Here is a 13115-nt window from a genome sequence, read left to right on the forward strand (position 1 = left end):
GCCCCGGACCGCATCGGTCCGGGGCGCCCCTTCTTCGGTTCGCACGTCCTCGTCGTCCGCACGGCACCGGTACGCGTGCCGCGCGGTGCGGCACCGGTGCGGCGGACGGGCGCTCAGCCGCCCGCGAGCTGCCGCTTCACCTCGGCGGCGACCCGGCCGCCCTCGGCGAGGCCGCTCACCTTCGGGTTGACGATCTTCATCACCGCGCCCATGGCGCGGGGCCCCTCGGCGCCCGACTCCTTGATCGCCGCGGCGACGATCCCGGCCAGCTCGGCGTCGTCCAGCTGCTTGGGCAGGTAGCCGGCGAGCACCTCGCCCTCGGCGAGCTCCCGCTCCGCGGACTCCTTGCGGCCGCCCTGCTCGAAGGCCTCGGCCGCCTCCCGGCGCTTCTTGGCCTCGCGGCCGATCACCTGGAGCACCTCGTCGTCGGAGAGCTCGCGCGCCTCCTTGCCCGCGACCTCCTCCTTGGTGATCGCGGTCAGGGTGAGGCGCAGGGTGGACGTGACGAGCTCGTCCCGTCCCTTCATGGCAGCCGTGAGGTCGTCGTGCAGACGCTGCTTGAGCGTGGTGGTCATGGCGTCGAGTCTGCCAGGTCCCTGCCGGGAGGGCCGGAGATTTATCGCTGACGAGCCGTCTGCCACCATGGGTGCATGCGCGCGCTATACGGAGTACCCCTGGGCATCACGGCCGCCGGCGCCGCCTGCGTGGCGTACGCGGCCGGCATCGAGGCACGGTCCTTCCGGCTGCGCAGGGTGCAGGTGCCCGTGCTGCCGGCCGGCATGCGGCCCGTCCGCGTCCTGCAGCTGTCGGACATCCACATGGTCAGCGGGCAGAACAAGAAGCGCCGCTGGCTGCAGTCGCTGGCCGGGCTGCGGCCCGACTTCGTCGTCAACACCGGCGACAACCTCTCCGACCCGCACGGCGTCCCCGAGCTCCTCGACGCCCTCGGCCCGCTGCTGGACCTTCCCGGCGCCTACGTCTTCGGCTCCAACGACTACTACGCCCCCAAGCTGCGCAACCCCGCCCGCTACCTGATCGAGCGGGCCCGCGGCGTCCACGGCCTCAACGGCAAGACCGACCCGGCGGTCGGCGTCACCCGCAACCCGTGGGAGGACGTCCGCGACGCCTTCGACATGGCCGGCTGGGTCGGGGTCAACAACGCCCGCGGCCGCCTCAAGCTCGACGACGGCATCGAGATCGCCTTCACCGGCCTCGACGACCCCCACATCCGGCGCGACCGCTACACCGAGGTCGCCGGCGGCCCCGACACCGGCGCCGACCTCTCCCTCGCCGTCGTCCACGCCCCCTACCTGCGGGTCCTCGACGCCTTCACCGCCGACCGCTACCCCCTGATCCTGGCCGGCCACACCCACGGCGGCCAGCTCTGCATCCCCTTCTACGGGGCCCTGGTCACCAACTGCGACATCGACCCGGAACGCGTCAAGGGCCTGTCCACCCACGACGCCGGCGGCCACCGCTCCCACCTCCACGTCTCCGCCGGCTGCGGCACCAACCGGTACACCCCGGTCCGTTTCGCCTGCCCCCCGGAGGCCACGCTCCTCACCCTCGTCCCGGCCGGCTGAGCCACCACGGAAAACCGGATTTCGTCTCCAGCGGCCGGTCCGCTAGAGTAATCCTCGTTGCGCCGGGCTGTAGGGCCACGACGCAACACCGGGGTGTGGCGCAGCTTGGTAGCGCGCTTCGTTCGGGACGAAGAGGCCGTGGGTTCAAATCCCGCCACCCCGACCCAGTTCAGAGGGCACATACTCACGTGAGTATGTGCCTTCTGCGTTGTCCGGGAGCCAAACGGGGAGCCACCCGGAAGACGACCAGGCTGTTTCCTGCTCCGCCTCCCCACCGAGCGCGAAGATCTCGTCCATCGCGCCGGCGCCCCCGGCGATCACCCCGCAAAAGCGCGCTCGCCAACGCTGGAGGCATGGTGAGCGCAGTTGCCGCACCAGCGAAAGCTGCGTCAACTTCACTCCCTGGGGCGCTCGATGGACTACAGAGCCCGCAGTGGCTGGGGCGGTCGGCTCAGCGGTAGCCAACAGCGAAGCGAAGGCCGGCAACCCGTATGCATCAGGACGGCACAACGTGCCGGCACCAGGAAATTTGGGCAGCCCCTCTCCGAAATGCGAAGAGAATGCGGAAAGAGTAGTTTTTTCGATGGCGCCAACACCGTGGATACACAGTGCGTTGCGACAGTTACTGCTCGCAAGATCCGTCCGATGTGCTGGACAGTGCTTGGCGAGCGGGGCGGGAGGGGCCCTTGATGAGCACGATGGAGATGCTCAGGTTCCGACGGGATCCGTTGGGGTTCATCGAAGACTTCCGTCACCGCAGTCCGTCGGGAGTGTTCCGCCTGCCATGGGGCACCTGGTGTGTGGGTGATTCAGACCTGGCGCTCCTGGTGCTCCGCGATCCGGTCTTCAACGCGGAAAGGTCCACCTTCTTCGGGGACCTGCTGCCCTCGAGGTCAGCCCAGACCGACTTCGGCCGCGCCGTACGACAACTGATGCGGGCGCGTTTGCCCGAGTACCGGGACAACGTGGCCAGGGCCGTGGCCGGACTGCCCGAGACGAGTCATTGGCCGGCAGCCGGAACCATGCTGGCGTACCAGTGCACTACGGACATGCTCCTGCACCCCCATGTCTCACCACCGTTGCACCGGTTGATGGATCAAGCCGTACGCATCGGCATATTGCTCCGCGCCCCCCGCCTGACGCAGCGGGCACGGGTGGAGATGCTGCGCCCGAAGCTGAAGCGAGCCCTGACCGAGCACGTGACACTTCGCCGGGAGGAGGGCATCCGTGCCGACAAGCCGCGCGACATGCTGGACACAGCGATCGGCGCGTGCCCCAACGAGGTCACCAGCCACGCCGTGGCTGACCTGTACCTGCAGATGTACTCGGCAATCGTTGAGACCGTCGGCCACTCGGTGGCGTGGTCACTGTTACTGGCCTGCCTCCACAACACGCCGGGTTCCCCGTGGCCATGGCCCGCCGACTGGATCGTCCGCGAGGCCGCACGACATCGTCCGGTGGTCTGGATGGTCGGCCGCCCCGTCCCCCACCCCATCGAATTCGGCGGGATCCCCTTCCAGCCGGACGCAGTCCTGTCTGTCAGCCCCTACCTCTTGCACCATGACAAAGGCCGCTGGGCCCAGCCCGACATCTTCCGGCCGCAACGCTGGGCCGAACCAGATGAACACGGCCCCTACCTGCCCTACAGCACCGGCCCGTTCACCTGCGCCGGAGCGGCGGTCGCGCACACCATGATCGTCGACACCGTGACCGCCCTCATGAGCGACGCGCACCTGACCGTCACAGGCGGCGACATGTCCCCGTTCGTGACCAACGCCGCGATCTGCCGCCCCTTCGCCCTCCACCGAACCACCAAGGCTCCGGCTCACACGCTTGGAAGGAGGTGAACAACCATGATCGCTGCTATCCGACGCATCATCAGGAACACCCCCGTCTCCAATTGGGACCCGTCCTGGGGGTGACCAAGCGGTCTGATTCCGCGCCACCTGAGTGGCCTGCACGTCGAACGAAAGCGCGTGCAGGCCACTTGCTGGTCGGTCAGGCCGGGGTGCCGGCGTCCTGCGGGGAGGCGGCGAACTCCTCGGGACCCTGCTCCGCCGCTGCCGGGTCCATCCACATGACCTGCCAGCCGTGGCCGTCGAGGTCGAAGAAGCTGCGTGAGTACATGAAGCCGTAGTCCTCGGCGCCATCCGCTTCGGAGGCGCCCGCGGCGAGAGCGGCGGCGCTGACCGCATCGACCTGCTCGCGGGACGACACGCTGAAGCAGTACAACGCCAGCGCGTGCGTGGTGGGGTCGGCCATCGGCAGTTTCGAGAACTCCGCGAACTTCTCGCGGCTCAGCAGCATGACGAAGGCCTGCTCGCCGACCAGCATGCAGGCGGAGGTCTCGTCGGTGAACTTCGGGTTGAAGCCGAAGCCGAGCTTGGCGAAGAACGCCTTGCTGAGCGCGAGGTCCGCTACTGGGATGTTCACGAACAGCATGCGGCCGGGGTGTGCGGGATTCGTCATGGTGGGTCTCCAGTCGGTCGCTCGATGGCGTACGTACTGAGAGACCGGCCCGACCGGCGGAACTCATCGGTCGCCCACTACTGTCGCCCGCTGAGGGTGACTCGTGTCGGCATGACCGTGATGACGGGGGGATTCACCGTGAGGCGTGGCATACGGCGATACGTGCTGCTCGGGTGTGCCGGGACTGTGCTGGCACTGAGTGGCTGTACGGAGGAGCACCGGGCGCCCGCCGGCCCGGAGCGGGTGGCTCGCGGTTCCGCGCCGGTGGCGACTGCCCACGCGGCCTGGCGGGACCCTGTCGAGGCGCTGGACAAGGCCAAGGTGTGGGCTTCGAGTGGCCGGCGGACGGGTGGATGGGTGGCGGACCTGCCCAAGTCCGGCGGGGGAACGGTCTGGGTTGCCACGCAGTGCCAGGGCGACGGCACGCTCACGGTGGACGCGGGCCGGTACGGCATCGTCACGGAGCACTGCTCGGAGCACCCCGACGGGAGCCTGAACGCCTCCGAGGGGATGAGCACGAAGACCGCGGGCCGGCTCAAGGTGACCGCCGGCACGGGGGTGACCTGGGCGGTCGCGGTCGGCTGGGACCGCGACCGGACGTACTCGACCGAGGGCGACGGCGATGGCGGCGGGACGGCCACGCCGGAAAATTGATGCGGTGAACGTGTCGATCCGGCGCACCGCCGTTCGACGCGTGGACGACGGGCTGGTCAGCGTGTCCGGGAGCGACCGGATCCCAGCCCGGGACACCTAGGGAGCGGTTATGCGTTTTCTCATGATGCACCGGCTGGACGAGAGTGCCCCGGAGGCCTGGAACCCCAGTCAGGAGTTCATGGAGAAGATGGGGGCGTTCATCCAGGACTGGTCCGAGAGGGGCATCCTGATCACGGCGGAGGGCGTCCATCCGTCCGAGAGGGGCGCGTTGGTGCGCAAGCCCCGGGGCGGGGCGACGCATGTGACCGATGGGCCCTTCACCGAGGCCAAGGAGGTCATCGGGGGCTTCGGTCTGATCAACGCGAAGGACCGGGCGGAGGCGGTCGAGCTCGCCCGGCAGTACGCCGACCTGTTCGACGAGGTCGAGGTCGAGGTGCGGCAGGTCGTGGAGTACGACGAGCTGGAGCCCCCGGCCTGATCCGCCCGGCGCCCGCCCGGCCCGGCCGTCATACCGGCTCCACCTCCGGGGTGCGGGCCGCGACGGCCGGCCGGGGCCGCAGGATGCCGGCGGCGCACGCTGCCGTGACGCAGAAGGCGACGGGGAGGAAGAGCGTCACGTTGAGCGGTACGAGACGGGTCAGCGGGCCGATGACGGCGGGCCCGGCGAGCATGCCGAGGTAGCCGAGGCCGGCGACGCGGGAGACGTTGGTGGCGGCGGCGTCCTGGTCGGCGTGGCCGGCGGCGCTGAAGAGCTGGGGGACGCAGCCCGACAGCCCGGCGCCGAACACCGTCCAGCCGAGCAGTGCCAACGGCATCGACGGGGAGAGTGCCGCGGTGGTGAGGCCGAGGGCTGCCGTGGCGGCGCCGTAACGGAGGACGGCGGCCGGGCCGAAGCGGGCCGCGACGCGGTCGGTGAGGAAGCGGCCCACGGTCATGGCGGTGGCGAAGGCACCGTAGGCGAGGGCGGCGGTGGAGGCGGGTGCGTCGAGCACGTCGCGCAGGTGGAGCACGCTCCAGTCGTTGGCGACGCCCTCGGACAGCATGACCATGAACGCGAGGGCGGCCAGCACCCAGATGCGCTGCGGCGTCCGGCGCCGGGTGGGGGCGCCAGGGGCGCTGTGGACCGGGGCCGTGTCCGTGGCCGGAGCCGGGGCCGTGGTCTTATCCGGTCGCAGCAGGGCGGGGGCCGTCACGGCGGCGACGACCAGCCCCGCGACCGCGACCGTCCCCAGGGTGACGGCCGGGCTCCACCCCCGGTCGAGCGCGCGGGCGCCGGCGAGCGCGGCCAGCACACCGCCGATGGAGAAGGCGGCGTGGAAGGCGGACATCACCGGCCGCCCGTAACCGCGTTCGACCTGCACGGCATGGGCGTTCATGGAGACGTCCAGACAGCCGTTGCCGACGCCGAGCACGAGCAACGCGCCGCCCAGCGTCCAGGCGTCCGTGGCGAGTCCCGGCAGCAGGACGGCCGCGCTGCACAGTGCCGCGCCGAGCGGCACGACGGTGCGGGCCCCGAAGCGGTCGGTGAGCGGGCCGGCGACCTGCATGCCGGTGAAGGCGCCCGCGCCGAGCAGGAGCAGCAGCCAGCCGAGCAGGGCGTGCCCGATGCCCGCGCGCTGCTCGATGCCCGGGATGTGGACGATCCACATGCCCAGGAGGAAGCCGTTCAGCGTGAAGTAGACGAAGGTGGCCAGCCGTCCGGCCCGCAGGGATCGCTCCATGCCTCGAACATAACGAACAATCTTGATGTGCGAAAGATTGATTTTCGAGCACGTCCGATGTTCACTTCTCCCATGGCGAGCACAGACCGGCTCCGGCGGATCACCGAGGCCGTACGGGAGGCGGGCAGCGTCGGCGTCGCGGAACTGGCCGCGCTGACCGGCGCCTCCGAGATGACCATCCGCCGCGACCTGGAGGCCCTGGCCGACCAGGGTGTGCTGGAGCGCTATCACGGAGGGGCACGGAGCCTGCTGCTGCGCGGTGAGGAGCCGCCGTTCGCGCTGCGCACCCAGGAGGGGCTGGACGTCAAGCGGCGCATCGCCGCCGAGGTCGCCGGGCTCGTGGCGGACGGCGAGTCCGTGCTCCTGGACAGCGGGACCACGTGCCTGGAAGTGGCCCGCGCGCTGCAGCACCGGCGGCTCACCGTGATGCCGCTGTCCCTGCACGCGGTGAACGCGCTGGTGGGGGCGGCGGAGCTCACCCTGCTGGTGCCCGGTGGCCGGCCCCGAGCCGGGGAACTGGCGCTGACCGGGCCGCTGACCGAGGCCTCGCTGGCCGCCCTGCGCTTCGACACCGCCGTGATCGGCTGCTGCGGGCTCGGCGCGAAGGAGGGGCTGACCGCGTACGACCTGGACGACGCGGCGGTGAAGCGGGCCGCGATCGCCTCCGCGCGGCGGGTCGTGGCCGTGGCCGAAGGCGCGAAGTTCCAGCGCACGGCGCTCGCGTTCGTCGCGCCGGTCTCGGCGCTGCACGCCGTGGTCACGGACGCGCAGGCCCCGGAGGACGAGACGGCGGCGATCGCCGCGGCGGGCGTGACCGTGCACCGGGTGTGAACCGGCGCTCCACGGCGGGCACTTCGGCACCTGACGTGACGCGTCGCCAGCCGTCTGGCGGGGTGCGCCGCGCGGTGCGCGGCGGTCCGTGCCGCAGCGCGCGGCACGTTTCCGCACGGCGTGGAGTAATGATGGGACGGTAGAGCAATTCACGCATCAGCCCGCTTATGCCGACAAAACCGCTCTACCGGCTCTCCGAGTGGCCGACCGGTACCGCCCGGACCCCGGTGCGGAAGTGAGTCACCCATGTTGCACATCGCCGAACGACTGCGTGCCGCCCCCGACTCCGGGGCCCGCGCCCCCACGCGATCGGCGGTGACGGCCGCCGACTGCGGGCTGCTGCTCCTGCGGATCACCGTCGGCCTGGTCATGGCGGGGCACGGTTGCCAGAAACTCTTCGGGATCTTCGGTGGCAACGGCCTCACCGCGACGGGCAAGGGCTTCGAGGCGCTGGGCTACCACCCCGGGACGCTCTTCGCCGTCCTCGGCGGCCTCTCGGAGTTCCTCGGCGGCCTGGGTCTCGCGCTCGGACTGTTCACGCCGCTCGCGGCCGCCGCCCTGATCGCCGTGATGATCAACGCCATGGTGACGGTCACGGCGGCGCACGGCCTGTGGGCCATGCACGGCGGCCTGGAGTACACGATGTGCATCGCGGCCGTCGCCCTCGCCGTCGCCGCCGTCGGCCCGGGCAGGCTCTCCCTCGACCGGCCGTTCCGCTGGGGGAAGGGCGGCTGGAAGGAGGCCGGCGTCGCCCTGGGCCTGGCCGGCGTCGGATCCGCGATCGTGCTCAGCCTGTAGGGGCCGAAGGCCACAGGTGAAGCCGTCCGTGACCGAGAGGTGACGACGACCACGGTCCGCCGCGGGCCCGCATCCGGTTGGATGGGGTCATGAGCGACGTCATGGCTGGTATGCCGGATTGGGAGAAGCGCTTCCGGGCGCCGCGCGTCGGACTGCCGGAGTGGGCTGAGGACGCCCCCCACCGCAGCCTCTTCGTGTCGAATGCGACAGGCACGTACGAGCTGTACGCGTGGGACCGGACGACCGGGGCGCAGCGGCAGGTCACCGACCGGCCGAACGGGACGTCGGACGGGACCCTGACGCCGGACGGCGCCTGGGTGTGGTGGTTCGCCGACAAGGACGGCGACGAGTTCGGGGTGTGGATGCGCCAGCCCTTCGAGGGCGGCGCCGACGAACCGGCCGTGCCGGGGCTGGAGCCCTCGTACCCGGCGGGGCTGGCCCTCGGCCGGGACGGCCTCGCGGTGGTGGGCCGCTCCACCGACGAGGAGGGCACGACCATTCACGTGGCGCGCCCCGGGGCTGAGCCGGTGGAGATCTACCGGCACGAGGAGTCGGGCGGGGTCGGCGCGCTGTCCGAGGACGGCACGCTCGTGGTGATCGAGCACACCGAGCACGGGGACGCGATGCACTCGGCGCTGCGTGTCGTGCGCACCGACGGGTCCGCCGTGGCGGAGCTGGACGACAGCAAGGGCGGCACCGAGGAACTGGGCCTGGAGTGCCTGGGCTTCGCGCCCGTGCTGGGCGACACCCGGCTGCTGGTGGCGCACCAGCGGCGCGGCCGCTGGGAGCCGATGCTCTGGGACGTGGCGGCCGGCACGCAGACCCCGCTGGCGATCGACCTGCCGGGCGACGTGGCCGCCGAGTGGTACCCGGACGGTTCGGCGCTGCTGGTGGTGCACTCGTACCAGGCCCGCAGCGAGATCTTCCGCTACGGGCTGGAGAGCGGTGAGCTGACCCGGCTGGAGACCCCGGCGGGCTCGGTGAGCGGGGCGACGGCGCGCCCGGACGGCACGGTGGAGTTCCTGTGGTCGTCCGCGCAGTCGCCGTCCGAGGTGCGGTCGACGACCGGCGCGGTGGTGCTGGAGGCTCCCGGCTTCCGGGCCCCGGGGTCAATTCCGGTGGAGGACGTGTGGGTCGAGGGTCCCGGCGGGCGGGTGCACGCGCTCGTGCAGCGCCCGGCGGCCGGGCAGGGACCGTTCCCGACCATCTTCGAGATCCACGGCGGCCCCGCCTGGCACGACTCCGACTCCTTCGCCGCGGGCCCCGCGGCCTGGCTGGACCACGGCTACGCGGTCGTGCGGATCAACTACCGCGGCTCGACCGGCTACGGCCGGGAGTGGACGGACGCGCTCAAGCACCGCGTCGGCCTGATCGAGCTGGAGGACATCGCGGCGGTGCGGCAGTGGGCCGTGGAGTCCGGCTTCGCGGACCCGGCGCGCGTCGTGCTCTCCGGCGGCTCCTGGGGCGGCTTCCTCACGCTGCTGGGCATGGGCACGCAGCCCGGGCTGTGGACTGCGGGCCTCGCGGCCGTGCCGGTCGCCGACTACGTGGCCGCGTACGAGGACGAGATGGAGGCCCTCAAGGCCCTGGACCGCACGCTGTTCGGCGGCTCCCCCGAGGAGGTGCCGGAGCGCTACGAGGCGTCCTCGCCGATCACCTACGTCGGCCAGGTCAAGGCGCCGGTGTACATCTCGGCGGGCCTGAACGACCCGCGCTGCCCGATCCGGCAGATCGACAACTACGTCGAGCGGCTGGAGGGCCTGGGCAAGTCGCACGAGGTCTACCGCTACGACGCCGGGCACGGCTCGCTCGTGGTCGACGAGCGGATCAAGCAGCTACAGCTGGAGCTGGACTTCGTCCGAAGGCACCTCGGCGGCTGAGGCCGCGGCGGGCTCCTCGGGTGACTGCTCCACGAGGCCGAGCGCGGCGTCCCGCCGTGTCTCGGCCTCGCGGCGCAGCAGGCGCACGTACATGAAGAGCACGAAGCCCGCGAAGACGAACCACTCGCCGGTGTAACCGAGGTTCTGGAAGGCCTTGAGGTCCAGTCCGGTACCCGCCGGTGCGGCGGCCGGCACGGCCGTCAGGGGCACCGCGACGCCCTCGGTCTGCGTGATCCACGCGCCGTACACCGGGTACGGGACCAGGTTGACCAGTGACGCGGCGCTGATCATCCCGAGCTGGCCGGCCGGGAGCCCGCCACGGGTGACGACGCCGTCGGTGGTGTCCGTCTCCGGGGCCTGGAGGGCGCCGGAGACGGTGACCTCGCCGGACGGGGCGGCCGGTACCGCCGCGGGCGACGCCTTCGACGCGTCCCCGGGCAGCCAGCCGCGGACGACGGGCAGCGCCTGCCCCCCGGTCACCCGCAGCGGGGTCAGCACGTAGTAGCCGGTGCGGCCGTCGAGTTCACGGCCCGGCACGAGGAACTGGTGGGCGCTGTCGTAGCGGCCGGTGGCGGTGACGATCCGGCCGGAGGTCTCCGTGGTGACCATCGAGCGGGCCGTGGGCAGCAGTTCCGCGAGCGGGACGGCGGCGGTCCTCGCGTCCCGCGACGGCGCGTCCTGCGCGGCGCGGTGCGTCTGCACGCGGTCCTCGAACCGGCTCAACTGCCAGCTGCCCATGAAGGTGCAGAACGCCACGGCGCACACCACGAAGAGGAGCCCGCCCAGCCAGCGCGGGGTCAGCAGGAACCGGTACACCCCTCCAAGGTACGGGGCGCGGACGGGCCGGTCGGACCCGCCCCCGGTTCGCGCCCCGGTTCGCGCCTTGGTCCCGGCCCGTCCACGCCCCGTCCCCGGCAGTGTGCTCAGGACAGGGCGAGCGGCCCGGTGTGGTAGACCGTGCCCGCGCAGGCACCGGCGATGGTCGTGCTCACGACCGGCGACCCGGCGGCGGGCGTGTGGCTGAGCTCGACGCTCGCGGCGGGGGCACCGTCGGCGGGCACGGCGTCCAGTGTCGTGCCCGACTCGGCGGACGTGCCTTCGCCCGCCGGGGGGTCCGCGCTGCCCGTGGCTGTGGGCGTCGGCGAGGAGGGAGGGGCGGTGCAGCCGCTGATGTCCCCGCCGGTGGCCGGGACCCAGGCGAACTGGACCTCGTAGCTCGCGCCGGCCTTCAGGACGAGCTTCTCCGGGCCGCCGTCGGGCAGACCGCTGCCGTCGCCCGCCACATGGTCGAGCACGCTGATCCGCAGGGGGTCGGCGGAGCCCTGGGCGGTGGCGGTGACCGCGCCGCCGCCGTCGATGCTGCACGGACCCGCGGACACGTTGGCCACCCGGAAGTAGCCGCTGACCCGGCCGGCGGCGTCGGCCGCTCCGGCCCAGCCCGCCGCGTCGCCCAGGTCGGTGGCGGTGCACGGCGGCGACGAGGCGTCCAGCCTGGCGGACGACTCGCTGGTGTGCGGGGCCGGGTCCTGGCCCGAGGTGCCCTGGGTCGGGGGCTTGCCGCCGGACCCCTCCGTGGGCTCGGTGACGACGCCTGTGGCGGGGCCGGACGGCTTGTCGCCCTTCCCGCCGTCGCTGGAATGCTCGCCCTCGGTGCCGGTGGTCGAGGAGGCTCCGGCGGCGACCACGGGGTCGGGGGCGTCCCAGCCGGACTGGTTCGCGGCGTGCAGCACGGCCGGCACGGCCGCCACCGCGAGCAGGCCCGCGGCCGCCGTCCCGACCAGCAGCTGGCGCCGGTGCGTGCGCCGCGCCGGCACCGCCCGGCGCAGGTGCGTCAGCGTCTCCGGACCGGGCTGGATGTCCCGCACGGCCTCGCGCAGCATTCTGCGCAGCGCGAGTTCGTCGGGGCTCAGGTCCGGCTCGGCCTCCGCGCGCGGGCTCTCGCCCGCCGCGGGGGTCACGTCCGGCACGGTGCCGTCCGTCGGGTCGTCCGTGTGCTTCGGGTGCTTCGGGTGCTTCGGGTTCTTCTGGTCCATGCCCTCGGGGATGTTCGGTTCGGTCATGCCGGGGCCTCCATCGCGACGCGGAGCGCCGCGATACCGCGCGAGCCGTACGCCTTCACGGACCCTATGGATATGCCGAGGGTCTCGGCCACCTGGGCTTCGGTCATGTCGGCGAAATAGCGTAGTACGAGAACCTCGCGCTGACGGCGCTGCAGGGTGCGCAGCGCGGCCTTGAGCTGGTCGCGCTCCAGCAGCTCGTACGCGCCCTCCTCGGCGCTCGCCATGTCGGGCATGGGCTTGGAGAGCAGCCGGAGGCCCAGGATGCGGCGGCGCAGCGCGGAACGCGAGAGGTTGACGACGGTCTGGCGGAGGTAGGCGAGGGTCTTCTCCGGTTCGCGGACCCGCTTGCGGGCCGAGTGCACGCGGATGAAGGCCTCTTGGACGACGTCCTCGCACGAGGCGGTGTCGTCCAGCAGGAGTGCGGCGAGACCCAGCAGGGACCGGTAGTGGGCCCGGTAGGTCTCGGTGAGGTGATCGACGGTGGTCCCGGCTGACATCGCGTCGTCAGCATCCCCCCGGTCGCGGCCCGAGGGAGTCTGCACGACAGGCCACGGCGCGATCACCGGCATGCCACCGGGCACGCGGGACGGCCGCCTCGCGTGTGGTCGCGCCGGAGCAGCGCTGCGCCCGAGGAGCGCCGTTTCGATGCCGAGTGCCTCTGCCACGACTGTTGGACACACGTCCCCCCGCCAGGGTTGTACAGCCGAGGCACCATTTTTGGCGGCGCCGCGCATATCCCCATGCGTACCAACTCTTCCTCAATGCCCCTTTTGCCCCGGCGCTGTTGCACCGTGCCCGGCGTGAAGCACATTAGGCCCGTGCGCTGACACAAGGACGCTCCCCGTGCGCCGCCCGGTTGCGGACGCAGGGCGCTCAAATTGTCTGGCGCCTACAGGTTTCCTTCAAGCGATCCGGACCAGGTTTTGATCACATGATCGATACTCGCCGGTACAGCGGGCGCGGGCGGCGGATCAGAGCCGGGCACAGCCCCGCACACCACGACCGCCGGTCCCCCCCGGATCCGGCCGAACGGCGGGCCGTGTACGGTACCAGTACCGGTACAACGGGTTGCGGGGGGGGGCAGACGGAGGGTGACCGCGCCTCAGCGGCCCCTGCCCC

13 protein-coding genes and 1 tRNA gene are annotated in these 13115 nt (G+C 71.9%); 8 read left to right on the forward strand and 6 right to left on the reverse strand.

What is annotated here, in order from left to right:
- Positions 1–113 precede the first annotated feature (113 nt).
- On the reverse strand, positions 114–575 hold the full coding sequence (locus tag ACFWVC_RS37335) for a GatB/YqeY domain-containing protein (protein WP_384298472.1): 462 nt from the start codon (positions 573–575) through the stop codon (positions 114–116).
- 75 nt (positions 576–650) lie between these two features.
- Between ACFWVC_RS37335 and ACFWVC_RS37340 the strand changes: the two genes are divergently transcribed.
- The 3 genes from ACFWVC_RS37340 to ACFWVC_RS37350 all read left to right on the forward strand — a co-directional run bounded on the left by ACFWVC_RS37340 (position 651) and on the right by ACFWVC_RS37350 (position 3430).
- Positions 651–1583 carry a metallophosphoesterase gene (locus tag ACFWVC_RS37340; protein ID WP_384298475.1) on the forward strand — a complete coding sequence of 311 codons (933 nt, stop codon included), beginning with the start codon at positions 651–653 and terminating at the stop codon, positions 1581–1583.
- Between the two features lie 89 nt (positions 1584–1672).
- Positions 1673–1746: transfer RNA gene (locus ACFWVC_RS37345), tRNA-Pro, on the forward strand.
- A gap of 526 nt (positions 1747–2272) precedes the next feature.
- Positions 2273–3430, forward strand: a complete 1158-nt coding sequence (locus ACFWVC_RS37350; protein ID WP_384298479.1) for a cytochrome P450 — start codon at positions 2273–2275, stop codon at positions 3428–3430.
- 151 nt (positions 3431–3581) lie between these two features.
- Here the strand turns inward: ACFWVC_RS37350 and ACFWVC_RS37355 are convergent, their stop codons facing one another.
- Entirely contained in the window at positions 3582–4052 is a 471-nt protein-coding gene (locus ACFWVC_RS37355; protein WP_384298483.1) for a VOC family protein, read from the reverse strand.
- Positions 4053–4316: 264 nt separating this feature from the next.
- Here ACFWVC_RS37355 and ACFWVC_RS37360 point away from each other — a divergent pair, with 264 nt between their 5' ends.
- Together ACFWVC_RS37360 and ACFWVC_RS37365 are read left to right on the forward strand one after the other, a co-directional pair.
- Positions 4317–4706 (forward strand): hypothetical protein, encoded by a 390-nt coding sequence (locus ACFWVC_RS37360; RefSeq protein WP_384298486.1) that lies wholly within the window; start codon positions 4317–4319, stop codon positions 4704–4706.
- A gap of 109 nt (positions 4707–4815) precedes the next feature.
- The gene (locus ACFWVC_RS37365) at positions 4816–5184 is read left to right on the forward strand and encodes a YciI family protein (RefSeq protein ID WP_384298489.1); all 369 of its coding nucleotides are present in this window, start codon (positions 4816–4818) and stop codon (positions 5182–5184) included.
- A 28-nt stretch (positions 5185–5212) separates the two neighbouring features.
- On the opposite strand, the gene ACFWVC_RS37370 is transcribed toward ACFWVC_RS37365, so the two are convergent.
- Positions 5213–6427 carry an MFS transporter gene (locus tag ACFWVC_RS37370; protein WP_384298494.1) on the reverse strand — a complete coding sequence of 405 codons (1215 nt, stop codon included), beginning with the start codon at positions 6425–6427 and terminating at the stop codon, positions 5213–5215.
- 72 nt (positions 6428–6499) lie between these two features.
- Here ACFWVC_RS37370 and ACFWVC_RS37375 point away from each other — a divergent pair, with 72 nt between their 5' ends.
- The 3 genes from ACFWVC_RS37375 (at position 6500) to ACFWVC_RS37385 (ending at position 9936) form a co-directional block, all read left to right on the forward strand.
- Positions 6500–7258, forward strand: coding sequence for a DeoR/GlpR family DNA-binding transcription regulator (locus ACFWVC_RS37375; protein ID WP_384298501.1), 759 nt, complete (start codon positions 6500–6502; stop codon positions 7256–7258).
- Positions 7259–7504: 246 nt separating this feature from the next.
- The gene (locus ACFWVC_RS37380) at positions 7505–8056 is read left to right on the forward strand and encodes a DoxX family protein (protein ID WP_384298505.1); all 552 of its coding nucleotides are present in this window, start codon (positions 7505–7507) and stop codon (positions 8054–8056) included.
- An 89-nt stretch (positions 8057–8145) separates the two neighbouring features.
- Positions 8146–9936, forward strand: a complete 1791-nt coding sequence (locus ACFWVC_RS37385) for a prolyl oligopeptidase family serine peptidase (protein ID WP_384298509.1) — start codon at positions 8146–8148, stop codon at positions 9934–9936.
- On the opposite strand, the gene ACFWVC_RS37390 is transcribed toward ACFWVC_RS37385, so the two are convergent.
- The 3 genes from ACFWVC_RS37390 to ACFWVC_RS37400 all read right to left on the reverse strand — a co-directional run bounded on the left by ACFWVC_RS37390 (position 9892) and on the right by ACFWVC_RS37400 (position 12565).
- Positions 9892–10752: an SURF1 family protein gene (locus tag ACFWVC_RS37390; protein ID WP_384298513.1), complete on the reverse strand. Its 861-nt coding sequence runs from the start codon at positions 10750–10752 to the stop codon at positions 9892–9894. The genes ACFWVC_RS37385 and ACFWVC_RS37390 overlap by 45 nt on opposite strands.
- 107 nt (positions 10753–10859) lie before the next feature.
- Positions 10860–11996, reverse strand: a complete 1137-nt coding sequence (locus ACFWVC_RS37395; RefSeq protein WP_384298518.1) for a hypothetical protein — start codon at positions 11994–11996, stop codon at positions 10860–10862.
- On the reverse strand, positions 11993–12565 hold the full coding sequence (locus ACFWVC_RS37400; RefSeq protein WP_384298521.1) for a SigE family RNA polymerase sigma factor: 573 nt from the start codon (positions 12563–12565) through the stop codon (positions 11993–11995). Before ACFWVC_RS37400 ends, ACFWVC_RS37395 begins: the two co-directional genes overlap by 4 nt.
- Positions 12566–13115: the final 550 nt, after the last annotated feature.

Origin of the sequence: Streptomyces sp. NPDC058691, from assembly GCF_042714775.1 — a bacterium.
GTDB lineage: Bacteria > Actinomycetota > Actinomycetes > Streptomycetales > Streptomycetaceae > Actinacidiphila.

Bases quoted from the DNA above. Each gene is read 5' to 3' on its own strand.
- ACFWVC_RS37350 (WP_384298479.1), top strand. From the start codon at position 2,273: ATGAGCACGATGGAGATGCTCAGGTTCCGACGGGATCCGTTGGGGTTC.
- ACFWVC_RS37365 (WP_384298489.1), top strand. From the start codon at position 4,816: ATGCGTTTTCTCATGATGCACCGGCTGGACGAGAGTGCCCCGGAGGCC.
- ACFWVC_RS37375 (WP_384298501.1), top strand. From the start codon at position 6,500: ATGGCGAGCACAGACCGGCTCCGGCGGATCACCGAGGCCGTACGGGAG.
- ACFWVC_RS37400 (WP_384298521.1), bottom strand. From the start codon at position 12,565: ATGCCGGTGATCGCGCCGTGGCCTGTCGTGCAGACTCCCTCGGGCCGC.
- ACFWVC_RS37385 (WP_384298509.1), top strand. From the start codon at position 8,146: ATGAGCGACGTCATGGCTGGTATGCCGGATTGGGAGAAGCGCTTCCGG.
- ACFWVC_RS37380 (WP_384298505.1), top strand. From the start codon at position 7,505: ATGTTGCACATCGCCGAACGACTGCGTGCCGCCCCCGACTCCGGGGCC.
- ACFWVC_RS37335 (WP_384298472.1), bottom strand. From the start codon at position 575: ATGACCACCACGCTCAAGCAGCGTCTGCACGACGACCTCACGGCTGCC.
- ACFWVC_RS37340 (WP_384298475.1), top strand. From the start codon at position 651: ATGCGCGCGCTATACGGAGTACCCCTGGGCATCACGGCCGCCGGCGCC.
- ACFWVC_RS37355 (WP_384298483.1), bottom strand. From the start codon at position 4,052: ATGACGAATCCCGCACACCCCGGCCGCATGCTGTTCGTGAACATCCCA.
- ACFWVC_RS37370 (WP_384298494.1), bottom strand. From the start codon at position 6,427: ATGGAGCGATCCCTGCGGGCCGGACGGCTGGCCACCTTCGTCTACTTC.
- ACFWVC_RS37395 (WP_384298518.1), bottom strand. From the start codon at position 11,996: ATGACCGAACCGAACATCCCCGAGGGCATGGACCAGAAGAACCCGAAG.